The organism is Enterobacter nematophilus, assembly GCF_026344075.1.
Lineage (GTDB): Bacteria > Pseudomonadota > Gammaproteobacteria > Enterobacterales > Enterobacteriaceae > Enterobacter > Enterobacter nematophilus.
On the sequence record NZ_JAPKNE010000006.1, the window covers coordinates 47,321 to 61,498 of the forward strand.

Here is a 14,178-nt window from a genome sequence, read left to right on the forward strand (position 1 = left end):
TTCAGAACCCGTAAGTCACAGGCTTACCGTCTTTACCGCCGGAGGTTATTTCGACTTCATTAATGGCGTCTTTTGTCCGGGCGGGGTTATGCCACTGGTACGGATTGCCCCACGGGTCTAACGGCACATGCTGGCTGAGATAAGGGCCATTCCAGTTTTGCGCGTTGGAAGGCTTTTCAGTCAGCGCTTTCAGACCTTGTGTTTCACTTGGATAACTGCCGGTGTCGAGGCGATATTGCCCTAGTGCCTCAGCAAGCGAGCGCATCTGGCGCATGGCGGTCTTCTCCTTAGCCGAGTCGACATTTGAGAAGACTTTTGGCCCGACAAATCCTGCCAGCAGCGCAATAATCATCAGCACGACCAGCAATTCAAGCAGGGTGAAACCACCCTGTTTTCGCATCACGTTTGTTGCATATTTCATTGAGAGCGTCCCTTGTTAGATAATAGTTGTGATTAATTCCTGAATTTTCCCTGATAAAAGAGCAGGCACACAGGTATGCCATCTTTTTTAATTGGTGAAGATGGGAAAATTAAATAAAGAAGCGTCTTACAGGATGCGAGAATTTTCCCGGGCTGTCGTTGAAGTATTTATTATAAATGCGAGAGATATTTCTTATTTAATACGGAGGGTTTCCTGATTCACCACTCTATTATCCCCAACGATCTCAGCGCTAAAAAAAAAGACAATTTGCGAGGTAATCCACAGGACTATCATCACAAAGCAATAAGGAACTTTGATGAAAAAACTTACATTATCTCTGTTAATTGGTAGCGCATTAATGGCGCAGTCGGCTTTCGCGGCGCAGGCACCGAGAGCGGTAACTTATCTGACCTCCTGGGGCGTTTCGGTCGAGTCCGTTGAGGATATGAAAGAGGTGAAAGCGGATACGCTCCTGCTTTCATTTGGTGGCTGGGATGCAAGCGGTAAGCTGTCCAGTTCCGATAATATTGTTGCAGTACCACAATATGATCCCTGGTACATTAATGCGCCAGCCTATGTCGTGTGGAGTCAGTTGAAGCTGGCGCACCCGGAGAAAAAAATGATGCTGGCGCTCGGCGGTGAGACGTATTCCGCCATGTGGTCTTATCTGAATAACGCGCAAACGCGAGAAACGCTGGCGCAGAATCTGGTGAATCTGCTTAACACCAACTTCCCGGTGTATAAAAAGAACATGAAGCCTGAAGAGATGGTCGGCGAATGCCTGAGTACCAACTGGGAAGGCAAATGTAATATGGCGAACTACCAGAAGGCGGGTACCGTTCAGCTTGACGGCATCGATTTTGACTTTGAAAAATCCGATCGCGTCACGCCAGAGGAAAATGCAAACCTGCTGGATCTGGCTGAACGGGTTCGTAATAAGCTCAATGCGTCCGGCAGCAAAAAGCTGCTGAGTCTGACTACCTATCACGTTGGCGCTGACCCGGAGAACTGCGACGATAGCGCGGTAACCGAGAATTGCTCCTTCGTTGAGCCGAAGCGTTCTTCACACCACGGCGAAGTTCTGCCGCTGCTGACGCAGGGGAAAAACGTTTTCGATTTCTTCAACGTCATGGCCTATGACGCCGGTCCGCGCTTTAAGTATGACGTGGCGATGGCTAACTACGCCCGGGCGGTGGGTGATAAGAGCAAAATCGTTCTCGGTCAGACCATCAACTCCCAGTGGGGGCCAGAAGGTCGCTTTGTTGAAAGCCGACAGAACAACGTAAACCGTGCGGGCTGGCAGGCGGAAAACGGCTATGGCGGGTTCTTTATCTGGACGTTGGGTTCAAACGATCAGCAGCTGTCCATGTCGCAGCAGGTTGACTATTTCAATGAAATGAAAGAGCGCGCGGACCTGATGTCGCCTGAACGCCCTCAGGACACCGTCGCGCCAACTGCGCCAACAGAACTGAAGGTGCTGAGCAATGGTTTAACGATCGCCCTCGCCTGGCAGCCCTCCACCGATGACCATGGCGTAGCGGGATATGACATCTACCGTAACGACATAAAAGTCGGGTCTTCAACGGACACCCAGTGGACCGATAATGCGGTTGAAACCGGCGGTGTGGTGTACCACTACCGCGTGAAAGCACGTGATGCAGCGAACAATATCTCTGAAAGCAGCAACGTGGTTAAGGTAGAAACCGTACAGGTCGAAGAGGGACGTCCGGACGCGCCAACCGGCCTGGCCCTGGTTTCTTCCACGGAAAACAGCCTGACGGTGAAATGGAATGCGGTAGACAAAGCGGTGAAATACCACGTCCTGCGCGATGGCGCGGAGTTACTCACCGTAAGCGGAACGCAGATCTTCGACAGCGGCCTGCGCGCGGGTACAACCTACAGCTACCAGGTGATCGCCGAAAATGCCAAAGGTCATCAGTCTCTCGCCAGTACACCGTTTAAAGCCACGACGAAAGAGGGGTCAGTGACGCCTGAGCCGGAAGGCGAGTGGAAAGTCGGTACGCGCTATAAGACTGGAGAAATCGTCACGTATAACGGCACGCAGTACCGCTGCGTGCAGGGGCATACGTCTCAGTCCGACTGGGCACCGTCTGCGGCTGCGACGCTTTGGCAGCCTGTTCCTTAATCTTTCGCGGCCCTCGCAAGGGGGCCATTTTCAGATGTGAGCACGCCTTATTTATTACTTTTTGTTAACTTATTATTATCATTCTCAGTGCAAAAATTTAACATTGGCACCATTATAGTGCGATATTTGCACTGACTTTGTGCATTTCATGTTCTTTTCTCGCCTTTATTGTCTCAGGATGCCGCCTGCATCTGTAACAATACGTTGCTGTAACCCCTTCATTTACTATCGCTTTTTTAAATCTTTTTCGAACCAATAAAGAATTGGTTCGTTTATTGCTTAATCATTAGCACGATAAGTAGCACGCCATATCAATAACTTATCGTTCATAAAAAGAAAATAATGATGATAGTGAGCGAACCAATATGGAAAAACCGTCACGGTTTCTGGCCAATTCCAGCACCGCGCTTGAGCAGCTGCGCGGGCTAATCAACCAGCATGAGTCAACACCAGGCACTCCGCTGCCCACGGAACGTGAGCTGTCGGAAACACTCGGCGTAGGACGACGCGAAGTGCGTCGCGCGCTGGACGTGCTGGAAGAAGAAGGGCGGATCTGGCGTAAACAGGGCAAAGGCACCTTTATTGGTCCGGCTGCCCCGGTTGAACCGCTGGCCCTTCAGGGATTGGTTCAGCAGACCAATCTGCTGGAAGTGATGGAAGCTCGTATACAGATCGAACCCGGCTTAGCCCGGCTTGCGGCACTGCGTGCCACCAGGGAAAACCTCGCGCTCATGCAGCGCATGCTGGAACGCATCGACAAGGTCAGCCCGGATGACCGCGATCTCAACGAACTGTGGGATAGCGCCTTTCACCGCGCCATTGCCGAGGCGGCGGGCAACCGCCTGATGCTCGGCCTGTTTGACGCCATTGATGCCGTGCGGCGCGAACCCGGCTGGCAGCATCTGCGTGAATTAGCCCGCACGCCCGAACGTGTCGACAGCTACAACGACCACCATCACAAGATCATGTCCGCGATTATCCATCGCCAGCCTAATGAAGCAGCGGCCGCCATGCGCGAACACCTGCTCAGCCTGCAAAACGCCCTGATTCAGGCGATCCACCTTGAGGACGATTTCACGCTATGACGACGATCCCGTTTAAGGACTCCACGCCCGTACTCCGGCTGAATAATCTCAACGTTAAGTTTTCCGGCTCGCCGGTCAGCGTCCTGGACGGCATTTCTCTGACGGTCAAAGCGGGCGAAACGCTGGCGCTGGTGGGGGAGTCCGGCTGCGGGAAAAGTATCACCTCACTGGCGCTGATGGGGCTACTGCCCGCCAGCGCGCAGATCGTTAGCGGCGAGATGCAGTTTCGCCGCCACGACCTGCGCAAGCTTTCGCCGCGGGAATATGCCGACCTGCGCGGCAGCGAGCTGGCGATGATTTTTCAGGAGCCGATGACCTCGCTCAATCCGGCCTTCACGTTAGGCGATCAGCTCAGTGAAGCGGTCATGCGCCACCAGAACGTTACGCGCCCGGAGGCGATGAAGGTCGCGCTGCAGATCCTTGAGAAGGTGCAGATCCCGGCGGCGGAGATGCGCCTCAAGGCGTATCCGCACCAGCTTTCCGGCGGCATGCGCCAGCGCGTGATGATTGCCATGGCGCTGATCAACCACCCTAAACTGCTGATTGCCGATGAACCGACCACCGCGCTCGACGTCACCATCCAGGCGCAAATCCTGACCCTGCTGAACACCCTAAAAGAGGAGACCGGCACGGCGGTGCTGATGATCACCCACGATTTGGGCGTGGTGGCTGAAGTCGCCCAGCAGGTGGCGGTGATGTACGCCGGGCAGGTGGTGGAGCAGGGAAGCGTGGAGGCGATATTCGCTGACCCGCAGCACCCGTACACCATCGGCCTGATGGGCTCGATCCCTTCGCTGGGCGCACGCAAAGGCCAGCTCTCCACCATTCCCGGATCGGTTCCGCTCCCGGAGTCCATGCCGAAAGGCTGCCGTTTCGCGACGCGCTGCCCGTTTGCGCAGTCGCGCTGCCACGATGAAAAACCGCAGCTCACCACGCTCGGCGCGGGCCATCAGGTCGCCTGCTTCCGCGTGCCGCTCGAACACCACATTGCTCTGGGAGAGACCGCATGACCACGCCCATTCTTGAAGCCCGGGACCTCAGCAAGCTTTTCCCCGGCCCGAAAAAGCTCTTTTCCCCGGCCCGGTTTGTCACGGCGGTCGATCGCGTTTCGCTTTCCGTGATGCCGGGCGAAACGCTGGCGATTGTCGGCGAGTCCGGCTCCGGGAAATCCACCCTCGGCCGTCTGCTGCTGCGGCTGCTGGCCGCCAGCGAAGGGCGCGTGTTTTATCAGGGGGAGGAAATTACCCACGCCACAGGCGCCCGTCTGAACCAGCTCCGGCGCGAGCTGCAGATTATTTTTCAGGATCCTTTTGCCTCGCTCAACCCGCGCATGACGGTGGAGCAGATCGTCGGTGAGCCGCTGTGGCTGCACCAGAACATGAAGAAAGCGGATCGTCAGTACCGCGTTGCCGAGTTGCTCAAGACCGTTGGCCTGCCTGCCGCCTGGGCCGGGCGCTATCCGCACGAGTTTTCCGGCGGGCAGCGCCAGCGTATCGGCATTGCCCGCGCCCTGGCTTCCGGGCCAAAGCTGCTGCTGGGCGACGAGCCGGTTTCCGCGCTGGATGTGTCGGTGCAGGCGCAGGTGGTTAATCTGCTGGAGAGCCTGAAGCACCAGCTGGGGCTGACGATGGTGATCGTCGCCCACGGTCTGGCGGTGATCCGCCACATGAGCGATCGCGTGGCGGTGATGTACCTTGGGCAAATCGTCGAGCTTGCCACCGTCGATGAGATCTTTGACGCCCCGCTGCACCCTTACACCCAGGCGCTGATCGCCTCGGCGCCGCAGATGCAGCCGGGCGTTGAGCGCGACGCGCCGCTGCTGCAGGGGGATCTGCCGAACCCGGCTAACCCGCCGTCGGGGTGTCGCTTCCACACCCGCTGCCCGTACGTCACCGACGAATGCCGCCAGGTCGAGCCGATTAATCAGGTGCTCGACGGCGGGCGTCAGGTTGCCTGCCACCGCTGGCAGGACATTAACCGCGATCGCAGCGTTATCCAGATCGCACCACCATCCGCAGCCTTTCTGCGCCGCCGCGCGCTGTTTGAACACGCGGCCACTCACTCCTCCCTTCCTTCAAGGAACTCATGATAATGACAATGCGTAATTCTCTTTTGACCGTACTGGGAAGTGTTATGTTGCTTGGCGCGGCGCTGCCCGCCCATTCTGAAAACGTTCTGCGGATCGGCCTGGGGGCAGACCCGGACATGCTCGACCCGCACCTGGCGCGCACCTACTATGGCCGCTTCGTGTTTGCCTCCCTGTGCGACAGGCTGGTGGACGTCGACGAGCATCTGAAGGTCGTGCCGGGTCTCGCGAAATCATGGGCCTGGAGCGCCGACGGCAAAACCCTGACCATGGATCTCCGCGAAGGCGTGACCTTCCATGACGGAGAGAAATTCGATGCCGCCGCCGCGAAATACAACCTCGACCGCGCTCTGACCCTCAAAGGCTCCCTGCGCAAAAGCGAGATCTCCTCCGTGGAGTCGGTAGAGGTCACCGGCCCGATGCAGATTGCGCTGCACCTGAAAACCCCGGACGCCGCGCTGCTGATGCAGCTTACCGACCGCGCGGGCGCGATGATGGCACCCGAAGCGGCGAAAAAGCCGGACTTTGCCGCCCATCCGGTCTGTTCCGGCCCGTATAAATTCGACAGCCGCGTGTCGCAGGACCGCATCGTTCTGACCCGCTTCGACAACTACTGGAACAAAGGCGCCTACCACTTCGATAAAATTATCTATCTGCCGATCCCGGATGCCTCCGTGCGCCTTGCGAACCTGCGCGCGGGCGATCTTGACCTGACCGAAGGCATCGCCGCCAGCGACGTCAAAACCGTCGAAGCCGACAGCAAGCTGGCGCTGGCGAAGGTCACCGGCCTGGGCTATCAGGGGATCACCTTCAATATTAACAACGGCAAGGTCCCGGCGAACGATCCGTTCAAGGATGCCCGCGTGCGTGAGGCGTTTTCTCAGGCCATCGACCGTGAGGCGTTAAACCAGGTGGTCTTCGAAGGCCTCTACACCCCGGCAAACCAGGCGTTTTCAACGGTGAGCCCGTATCACGTGAATCTGCCGGTTCCGCCGCGCGACGTTGATAAAGCCAAAGCGCTGCTCAAAGCGGCAGGCGTCACCGCGCCGCTGACCGTCAACCTGCTGGTGCCGAACAACCCAACCTCGCAGCAGGTGGGACAGGTGCTGCAGGCGATGGTCGCCGAGGCCGGCTTCACGCTGAACCTGCAGATGACCGAATTCGCCACGCTGCTGGATCGCCAGCAGAGCGGTGATTATCAGCTGAGCTTCTCCGGCTGGTCGGGTCGTCCGGATCCGGACGGCAGCATCTACGGCTTCATCCACAGCAACGGCACCCTGAACGACGGCCGCTACAGCAACGCGCAGGTCGACGAGTGGCTGACCCAGGCGCGCCAGAGCACCGACCAGGCCGCACGCCAGCCGCTGTACGACAAGGTGGTGAAGCAGCTGCAAACCGACATGCCGATTGCCTACCTCTACTTCGAGCCGCGCATTTTTGGCCTGAACAAGCGCGTGCAGGGCTTTAAGCCTTACCCGGACGGCATCGTGCGTCTGGCAGATTTGACGCTGGCGAAATAAACGTCCTGAGGAGAACCCATGCTGGAACTGATTTGCAAACGTCTGCTGCTGGCTGTCCCGACGCTATTGCTGGTGAGCATGATGGTGTTCGGGCTGCAAAAGCTGCTGCCCGGCGACCCGCTGATTGCAATGGCCGGAGAGGAGCGCGATCCGGCGGTGATCGCCCAGCTGCGCGCGGAGCTGAACCTGGATGCGCCGATCCCGGTGCAGTATTTCCACTGGCTGACGCGGGCGCTGCAGGGCGATCTGGGCGTCTCCTTGCGCACGCACGAACCGGTGACCGAGCTTATCGCCAGCAAGCTGCCGGTTACGCTGGAGCTGTCGCTGCTGGCGATGATTATCGCGCTGGTGTTTGGCATCAGCATGGGGATCGTCGCGGCGGTGAACAAAAACAGCTGGGTCGATCACGGGGCGAACTTCGTGGCGATCTCGGGGATCTCAATTCCCCACTTCTGGCTGGGGATCCTGCTGATTCTGGTCTTCTCGGTGAACCTGCAGTGGCTGCCCGCGTCCGGCTACGTGCCGTTCAGTGAAGATCCGCTTCAGAACCTGCGCACGCTGCTGCTGCCCGCATCCGTGCTCGGAACCGGGCTGGCGGCGACGCTAATGCGCCATACCCGCGCGTCGATGATTGCGGTACTGAAAGCGGATTATATCCGTACCGCACGCGCCAAGGGGCTGTTGCCGAAGGCGGTCATTCTAAAGCACGCGTTTCGCAACGCGCTGGTGCCGGTGATCACCCTCACCACGCTGCTGTTCGGCGAGCTGCTGGGCGGCGCGGTGCTGACCGAGCAGGTGTTCACCATTCCGGGCTTTGGCAAGATGATCGTCGATTCGGTGTTCAACCGTGACTACGCGGTGGTGCAGGGCGTGGTGCTGATCGTGGCGATCGGCTTCCTGCTGCTCAACCTGCTGGCCGACGTGCTTTACGTCCTTATCAACCCGAAAATGCGAGGTTAACCATGGCGGAACTGACGACGCAAACCGTAGCCCCCGCGCTGCCGCGCGCGCAGAACCGGGTGCTGAAGAAATTCCTCGCCAATAAAAGCGCGGTGATTGGCGCCGTGGTGGTGGGCTTCTTTGTACTGGTGGCGCTGCTGGCGCCGTGGATTGCCCCGTTTGATCCGGTTAAAGCCAACTTCCTCGCGGTGCGCAAAGCGCCGTCGGCGATGTACTGGTTCGGCACCGACGAGCTGGGGCGCGACATTTTGTCCCGCATTATCTGGGGAGCGCGAACCTCGCTGATGGCGGGCTGTATGTCGGTGGTTATCGCGGTGGTCATCGGCGTGCCGCTGGGGCTGGTGGCGGGCTACTTCCAGAAGATGTGGGACGGCGTGATCTCGCGCTTTATCGAGGCGCTGCTGGCCTGTCCGTTCCTGATCATGGCGATCGCGCTGGGGGCATTTTTAGGCCCGAGCCTGACCAACGCGATGATCGCCATCGGTCTGTCGGCGATGCCGATCTTCGCCCGCCTGACGCGCGGGCAGGTGATCGCCATTCGCAACGAAGAGTACATCGACGGCGCGCGGGCGATTGGCCTGCCGGATCGCTGGATCATCATTAAATACGTTCTGCCAAACGTGATGTCGCCGATCCTGGTTCAGGCCACGCTGGCGATTGCCTCGGCGATTATTGCCGAAGCCAGCCTGTCGTTTTTAGGGCTGGGGCAGCAGCCGCCCAATCCGTCCTGGGGGTCCATGCTCAATACCGCGAAAGGCTTTCTTGAGCAGGCGCCGTGGATGTCCGTTTTCCCCGGCGTGGCGATTTTCCTTGCCGTGCAGGGCTTTAATTTACTTGGCGACGGGCTGCGCGATGCGCTCGATCCGCGCCACGACTAAGGAGTCATGATGACCAAAGCGCTTGATTTTACGTCCGGTTACGATTCACGCCGCCCGCCGATGATGGGCCATAACGCCGTTGCCACGTCGCAGCCGCTGGCGGCGCAGGCGGGAATGAAAATGCTGCAGCTGGGTGGCAATGCCGTCGATGCGGCCATTGCCACCGCCATGGCGCTGACGGTGGTTGAGCCGACCGGCAACGGGATCGGCAGCGACGCCTTTGCCATCGTCTGGGACGGTGAAAAGCTGCACGGCCTGAACGCGTCCGGGCGCTCGCCGGCCAGCTGGCATGCGGATCTGTTTGCCGGTAAAACCGCGGTGCCGGAAATCGGCTGGGACGCGGTGACCGTGCCGGGTGCGGTGTCGGGCTGGGTGGCCCTGGCGGAACGCTTCGGCACGCTGCCGCTGACCACGCTGGCGCAGCCTGCGATTGACTACGCGCGTAACGGCTTCCCGGTCTCGCCGCTGATTGGCCATCTCTGGCAGCGCGGCTATAGCAAGCTGAAAGATCAGCCGGGCTTTAGCGCCTGCTTTGCGCCGGAGGGCCGCGCCCCGCGCGTGGGGGAGATTTTCCGTAACCCGGCGCAGGCTCATTCGCTGGAGCTGATTGCCAAAACCAACGGTGAAGCCTTTTACCGCGGCGAGCTGGCGCGGAAAATTGCCGCCTTCGCCCAGGAGCACGGCGCTCACCTGACGGCTGAAGATCTGGCAAACCATCGCGTGGACTGGGTTGATCTGCTGTCGCGCGACTTCGCGGGCGGCTCGGTACAGGAGCTGCCGCCAAACGGGCAGGGGATCGCCACGCTGATTGCGCTCGGTATTCTGGAGCAGTGCGGCATTGAGAAACATCATCCGGACTCCGTGCAGTCTCTGCACTTGTCCATTGAAGCCATGAAGCTGGCGCTGGCGGATCTCGACCGCTACGTGGCGGATGAAGAACATATGGAGTTCGCAGCAAAAGAGCTGCTGAGCGACCATTATCTGAAGTCGCGCGCGGCACTTATCAACCACGACAGTGCCTCAGACTTCGTTTACGGTTCCCCGACGCAGAGCGGCACGGTCTACATCAGCACCGCGGACGCCAGCGGAATGATGGTTTCGTTTATTCAGTCCAACTTTATGGGCTTCGGTTCAGGCATTGTGGTGCCGGATACCGGAATCAGCCTGCAAAACCGGGGCTGTGGATTCGTGCTGGATCCCAGTCACCCGAACGCGCTGGCGGGCAGCAAGCGTCCGTTCCACACCATCATTCCGGGCTTTGCGATGGACGGCAGCGGCAAGCCGCTGATGTCCTTCGGCGTAATGGGCGGCCCGATGCAGGCGCAGGGGCACATGCAGATGGCGCTGCGCATTATGCTGCACGGGCAAAACCCGCAGGCGGCCATCGACGCGCCGCGCTGGCGCGTGGTGCAGGGCAGGGAGGTGATCGTCGAATCGACGTTCGATCGCAATACCATTGCCGCGCTGCGCGAGCGCGGGCATCAGATCGTGGTGGAAGATCCGCTCCAGGATTACAACTTCGGCGGTGCGCAGGTGATCTATCGTATGCCGGAAGGACACTACGTGGCCGCGACGGAGAGCCGCAAAGACGGGCAGGCGTTAGTGAGTTAATATTTTATCCCCCTAATGCGAGCAGCGAACAATCCCCTCTCCCCTTTGGGGAGAGGGTTAGGGTGAGGGGAAAATTTCACCCAATACTAAACGGATCCGCATCCTGCCAGGCTGGAAACTTCTCCCGATACTCCTTCAGCGCCGTCAATGACAGCTCTGCATCAATGCGCGTCGCCTGATGCGGCTCGGCGGTGGCAATAATCTCGCCCTGCGGGTTCACCACCCGGCTGTCGCCGCGGTAGTGATGGCCGTTGCCGTCCGTTCCCACGCGGTTACAGCCCACCACGTACGCCTGGTTCTCAATCGCACGCGCCACCAGCAGCGCCTGCCAGTGCAGCGAGCGCGGCGCGGGCCAGTTGGCGACGTAAAGCGCCAGGTCGTAATCGTTGCGGTTGCGCGACCACACCGGGAAGCGCAGGTCGTAGCAGACCAGCGGCAGGATGCGCCAGCCGCGCCACTCGAACACCACGCGTTCGTTGCCGGCTTCATAATGATGATGTTCATCGGCCATGCGGAACAGGTGGCGTTTATCGTAAAAATGCACTTTTCCTTCCGGCTCAACCAGCAGGAAGCGGTTCACCGGGCCGCGTTCCGTTTGCAGTGCGGCGCTGCCGGCGATCAGCGCGTTGGTTTGCTGCGCTTTGGCATGCATCCAGGCGACCACCTCTTCCTGGGGCATCGACTGTTTAGCCGCTTCCATCGCGAAGCCGGTGGTAAACATCTCCGGCAGGACAATCACATCTCGCCCGGTAATCTCTTCCAGTTGACGATCAAAGTGGCGCAGGTTGGCAGGGCCATCCATCCACACTAAAGGCTGCTGCAAAATCGAAATCTTCAAACCAGGCACGATACAGACTCCTCAAACGACCCCTTTTTGACACTGTAGCACGTCATTACGAGAAAATGTGGCAATAAAAAACCCCGCACCGGGCGGGGTTTGTATAAGCGAAACGCGTTATGCCGCTTCAGGTTTGCGGTGCTTCTCCGGCAGCTTTACCGGCTGCGTCGCCAGCTCTTCCGGTTCGAAATCATCCACGTTAATACTGCGCAGACGGCTCTCTTCGGCTTTCACCAGCAGCGCAGCTTCGTCGTTATTGATAATGCCACCGGCCAGCGCCTGTTTCGCCAGTTCGTCCAGACGGGTAAACGGCAGGTTTTTGCCCAGCTGTTTGCAGATCTTCTGGTGAATCGGGTCGGCGGCCATCACGTCCAGCAGCGCCTCTTCCAGCAGGCCCACCGGGTTATGCGGCGTTGGCGCCAAGTACTGACCGCGGCCAATGCGGGAGCGGGTTGCGCTCGGAACCTGCAGGATCTTCGCCACCTTGTGGTCCAGCTTGTCGGACGGCGCCAGATGATGGCGACCGGTCGGGAAGATCACCGCGCGCAGGGCGCCAGCCACGAAGCGGTTCGGGAAGTTGGCCAGCAGGTCGTCAATCGCCTGTTCCGCCTGATACATCGCATCCTGCACGCCCCAGTGCACCAGCGGCAGATCCGCTTCCTGACGGCCTTCGTCGTCGTAGCGTTTCAGCACCGCAGAGGCCAGGAAGATCTGGCTCAGCACGTCGCCCAGACGGGCGGAGATACGCTCGCGACGCTTCAGGCTACCGCCCAGCAACGCCATGGAAACATCCGACAGCAGAGCCAGGTTGGCGCTCAGGCGGTTCAGATGCTGGTAGTAACGTTTGGTCGCATCGCCGGTTGGCGTTGCGCTGGTCAGGCCGCGCGTCAGGCCGAGCCAGAAGCTGCGCACCTTGTTGCTGCCCACGTGACCGATATGCTTGAACAGCAGCTTGTCGAAGGCGTCCACGTCGTTATTCTGCGCGGCGGCCATCTCCTCCAGCACGTAAGGATGGCAGCGAATTGCCCCCTGACCGAAGATCATCATGCTGCGGGTCAGGATGTTTGCCCCTTCCACGGTGATGGCAATCGGTGCGCCCTGATAGCCGCGCGCCAGGAAGTTGCCTTCGCCGAGCATAATGCCTTTACCGCCCGCGATATCCATCGCGTCAATGATCGACTGCTGCGCGCGGTGGGTACAGTGGTACTTCACAATCGCGGACAGCACGGCCGGTTTTTCGCCCAGCATAATGCCGTAGGTAATCAGCGATGCAGCGGCGTCCATCACGTAGGCGTTGCCCGCGATGCGCGCCAGCGGCTCTTCGATACCCTCCATCTTGCCGATGGAGATTTTGAACTGACGGCGAATGTGGGCATAAGCGCCAATTCCCATCGCGACGGACTTCAGGCCGCCGGTTGAGTTCGACGGCAGGGTAATTCCGCGGCCCACCGACAGACATTCCACCAGCATGCGCCAGCCCTGGCCTGCCATTTTCGGGCCGCCGATGATGTAGTCAATCGGCACGAAGATATCCTGGCCGCGGGTCGGACCGTTCTGGAACGGCACGTTCAGCGGGAAGTGACGACGACCAATTTCAACGCCCGGGGTAGAGGTTGGGATCAGCGCGCAGGTAATGCCGAGGTCTTCTTCGCCGCCCAGCAGTTTTTCCGGGTCAGAGAGCTTAAAGGCCAGACCCAGCACGGTGGCGATAGGCGCCAGGGTGATATAACGCTTGTTCCAGGTCAGGCGCATGCCCAGCACCTGCTGGCCCTGCCACTCGCCCATGCAGACCACGCCGGTATCCGGGATTGCACCTGCATCGGAGCCCGCTTCCGGGCTGGTCAGCGCGAAGCACGGGATTTCCTGACCGCGCGCCAGACGCGGCAGATAGTGATCTTTCTGCTCTTCCGTACCGTAATGTTGGAGCAGTTCGCCCGGGCCTAAGGAGTTCGGCACGCCGACGGTAATCGCCAGGATCCCGGAGACGCCCGCCAGCTTTTGCAGCACGCGAGCCTGAGCGTAAGCGGAGAACTCAAGACCGCCGTACTCTTTCTTAATGATCATCGCGAAGAAGCGATGCTCTTTCAGGTACGCCCACAGCTCCGGCGGCAGGTCGGCCATTTCGTGGGTGATAGCAAAGTCGTTCGCCATGCGGCACGCTTCTTCCACCGGGCCGTCAATAAAGGCCTGTTCTTCGGCGGTCAGGCGCGGCTGCGGATAGTTGTGCAGCTTTTTCCAGTCCGGGTTGCCCTGGAACAGGTCGCCTTCCCACCAGGTGGTGCCCGCATCAATCGCTTCTTTCTCGGTGCGCGACATCGGCGGCATCACTTTGCGAAAGCCTTTAAACACCGGTGCGGAGATCATCGACTTACGCATCGGAGCCAGGTTAAACGGCAGCAGAATGATGGCAAGAGGGACCAAAATCCAGATATTCCAGAGACCTGCGACGCCAAGCGCAGCCGTCCAGGCCAGAAGAATCAGGCTGCTCAGGAATAAACTGACGCGGTGATAGAACAACACACCGAGCAGTACAACGGTTGCGAGAATGCTCAAAATCATCATAAAGAAAAGCTCCCTTGCTTGTAGGAGGTCTGACCACTTGTGATGATATGGTTGTAGTTGATGTAAATTCC

Annotated in this window: 11 protein-coding genes; 8 read left to right on the forward strand and 3 right to left on the reverse strand. The window is 59.3% G+C overall.

Annotated features, from left to right (window positions below):
* Position 1 precedes the first annotated feature (1 nt).
* A complete protein-coding gene (gene gspG, locus OSH03_RS15935; RefSeq protein WP_045259779.1) occupies positions 2–421 on the reverse strand; it encodes a type II secretion system major pseudopilin GspG in 420 nt (139 codons plus the stop codon).
* A gap of 316 nt (positions 422–737) precedes the next feature.
* Between gspG and OSH03_RS15940 the strand changes: the two genes are divergently transcribed.
* The 8 genes from OSH03_RS15940 (at position 738) to OSH03_RS15975 (ending at position 10,707) form a co-directional block, all read left to right on the forward strand.
* Positions 738–2,567, forward strand: a complete 1,830-nt coding sequence (locus OSH03_RS15940; RefSeq protein ID WP_266179559.1) for a glycosyl hydrolase family 18 protein — start codon at positions 738–740, stop codon at positions 2,565–2,567.
* A gap of 365 nt (positions 2,568–2,932) precedes the next feature.
* A complete protein-coding gene (locus OSH03_RS15945; protein ID WP_028012064.1) occupies positions 2,933–3,652 on the forward strand; it encodes a FadR/GntR family transcriptional regulator in 720 nt (239 codons plus the stop codon).
* A complete protein-coding gene (locus tag OSH03_RS15950; RefSeq protein WP_047367562.1) occupies positions 3,649–4,662 on the forward strand; it encodes an ABC transporter ATP-binding protein in 1,014 nt (337 codons plus the stop codon). Before OSH03_RS15945 ends, OSH03_RS15950 begins: the two co-directional genes overlap by 4 nt.
* A complete protein-coding gene (locus tag OSH03_RS15955; RefSeq protein WP_061099115.1) occupies positions 4,659–5,741 on the forward strand; it encodes an ABC transporter ATP-binding protein in 1,083 nt (360 codons plus the stop codon). The genes OSH03_RS15950 and OSH03_RS15955 overlap by 4 nt, the downstream gene beginning before the upstream one ends.
* A 2-nt stretch (positions 5,742–5,743) precedes the next feature.
* The gene (locus OSH03_RS15960; RefSeq protein WP_266179560.1) at positions 5,744–7,258 is read left to right on the forward strand and encodes an ABC transporter substrate-binding protein; all 1,515 of its coding nucleotides are present in this window, start codon (positions 5,744–5,746) and stop codon (positions 7,256–7,258) included.
* Positions 7,259–7,276: 18 nt separating this feature from the next.
* Positions 7,277–8,218: an ABC transporter permease gene (locus tag OSH03_RS15965; RefSeq protein WP_061099113.1), complete on the forward strand. Its 942-nt coding sequence runs from the start codon at positions 7,277–7,279 to the stop codon at positions 8,216–8,218.
* Between the two features lie 2 nt (positions 8,219–8,220).
* Complete coding sequence (locus OSH03_RS15970) at positions 8,221–9,096, forward strand: ABC transporter permease (protein WP_048957588.1); 876 nt, start codon at positions 8,221–8,223, stop codon at positions 9,094–9,096.
* A 9-nt stretch (positions 9,097–9,105) separates the two neighbouring features.
* Positions 9,106–10,707: a gamma-glutamyltransferase family protein gene (locus tag OSH03_RS15975; protein WP_266179632.1), complete on the forward strand. Its 1,602-nt coding sequence runs from the start codon at positions 9,106–9,108 to the stop codon at positions 10,705–10,707.
* 76 nt (positions 10,708–10,783) lie between these two features.
* Here OSH03_RS15975 and OSH03_RS15980 read toward each other — a convergent pair whose 3' ends face one another.
* A complete protein-coding gene (locus OSH03_RS15980) occupies positions 10,784–11,554 on the reverse strand; it encodes an amidohydrolase (protein WP_041911141.1) in 771 nt (256 codons plus the stop codon).
* Positions 11,555–11,662: 108 nt separating this feature from the next.
* On the reverse strand, positions 11,663–14,107 hold the full coding sequence (fadE, locus tag OSH03_RS15985; protein ID WP_266179561.1) for an acyl-CoA dehydrogenase FadE: 2,445 nt from the start codon (positions 14,105–14,107) through the stop codon (positions 11,663–11,665).
* Positions 14,108–14,178 lie beyond the last annotated feature (71 nt).

Coding starts and splice junctions, on each gene's coding strand:
- gspG (WP_045259779.1), bottom strand. CDS start 421: ATGAAATATGCAACAAACGTGATGCGAAAACAGGGTGGTTTCACCCTG.
- OSH03_RS15940 (WP_266179559.1), top strand. CDS start 738: ATGAAAAAACTTACATTATCTCTGTTAATTGGTAGCGCATTAATGGCG.
- OSH03_RS15945 (WP_028012064.1), top strand. CDS start 2,933: ATGGAAAAACCGTCACGGTTTCTGGCCAATTCCAGCACCGCGCTTGAG.
- OSH03_RS15950 (WP_047367562.1), top strand. CDS start 3,649: ATGACGACGATCCCGTTTAAGGACTCCACGCCCGTACTCCGGCTGAAT.
- OSH03_RS15955 (WP_061099115.1), top strand. CDS start 4,659: ATGACCACGCCCATTCTTGAAGCCCGGGACCTCAGCAAGCTTTTCCCC.
- OSH03_RS15960 (WP_266179560.1), top strand. CDS start 5,744: ATGACAATGCGTAATTCTCTTTTGACCGTACTGGGAAGTGTTATGTTG.
- OSH03_RS15965 (WP_061099113.1), top strand. CDS start 7,277: ATGCTGGAACTGATTTGCAAACGTCTGCTGCTGGCTGTCCCGACGCTA.
- OSH03_RS15970 (WP_048957588.1), top strand. CDS start 8,221: ATGGCGGAACTGACGACGCAAACCGTAGCCCCCGCGCTGCCGCGCGCG.
- OSH03_RS15975 (WP_266179632.1), top strand. CDS start 9,106: ATGACCAAAGCGCTTGATTTTACGTCCGGTTACGATTCACGCCGCCCG.
- fadE (WP_266179561.1), bottom strand. CDS start 14,107: ATGATGATTTTGAGCATTCTCGCAACCGTTGTACTGCTCGGTGTGTTG.